Raw genomic sequence first — 687 nt, forward strand, 5'->3', positions numbered from 1 at the left:
CGAGGTGGCCATCAACCGAAGACCAGCTTAATGATGCCGCCAGCGATGGCACCGGAAAAGACGATACCCACTGCCCACTGATAGGCGGTTTCCTTGCGAATCACGTCGAACGAATAAAGGATGCCGATAATGCCGGCGGAAACAAGGCCGATGACGGGGATGATGAGCCACAGCCAGTCTTTGACCTTCTGCACGGTAGTGGTGGCCTTCTCGAACTGCGCCATCGCCAGTTCCGGTTGCAGCAGGAGGAGCACTGCAAGGGTCGCGTATGCCAGGGCAACAAGCGTGCGGCGGCTCTTGGGCTGCGCGTCGACAGGGGAGATATTGGATGCTGCGGTCATTTGAAACTCCAATGGGTGATGCCACCCGGCTGATAAGCGGGGCGGCATTCGCTGAGGTAGATGAGAGGGCCGGTGTTTAGCGGCTAAACACTGGCGAGGGGTGCGTTTCTACTGCGCCGGCAGGCGCGAGGACGGCGTTGGGATCGGCCTGCCGAATGTGGCATCTGGGCGCGGTTCGAATGCGTCTTTGCGGGGCGCCACAAAAGCGTCGTCGCGGGGCTTCTGAAAGGCGTCGGGCTTGGACGACTTCGGAAGCGGCGGGCTACGCGTCTTGGCGTCAGCATTGGCGGGCGCGCCGCCCTCCTTCACGATGGCCGGTACCGCCAGGCCAGCGCCGGCGATGACC

At 62.6% G+C, this 687-nt stretch carries 2 protein-coding genes; both read right to left on the reverse strand.

Annotated elements, in window-relative coordinates; all coding sequences use genetic code 11:
- Nucleotides 1-11: 11 nt before the first annotated feature.
- Complete coding sequence (locus tag WBR68_RS31610; protein WP_230696275.1) at nucleotides 12-341, reverse strand: TrbC/VirB2 family protein; 330 nt, start codon at nucleotides 339-341, stop codon at nucleotides 12-14.
- 108 nt (nucleotides 342-449) lie between these two features.
- Nucleotides 450-687 (reverse strand): hypothetical protein (locus tag WBR68_RS31615; protein WP_230696276.1); only part of this gene is annotated, 238 nt, incomplete at its 5' end.

This window comes from Achromobacter sp. JD-1, from assembly GCF_038594925.1.
Taxonomy (GTDB): Bacteria; Pseudomonadota; Gammaproteobacteria; order Burkholderiales; family Burkholderiaceae_B; genus Achromobacter; species Achromobacter spanius_C.

Bases quoted from the DNA above. Each gene is read 5' to 3' on its own strand.
- WBR68_RS31610 (WP_230696275.1), bottom strand. From the start codon at position 341: ATGACCGCAGCATCCAATATCTCCCCTGTCGACGCGCAGCCCAAGAGC.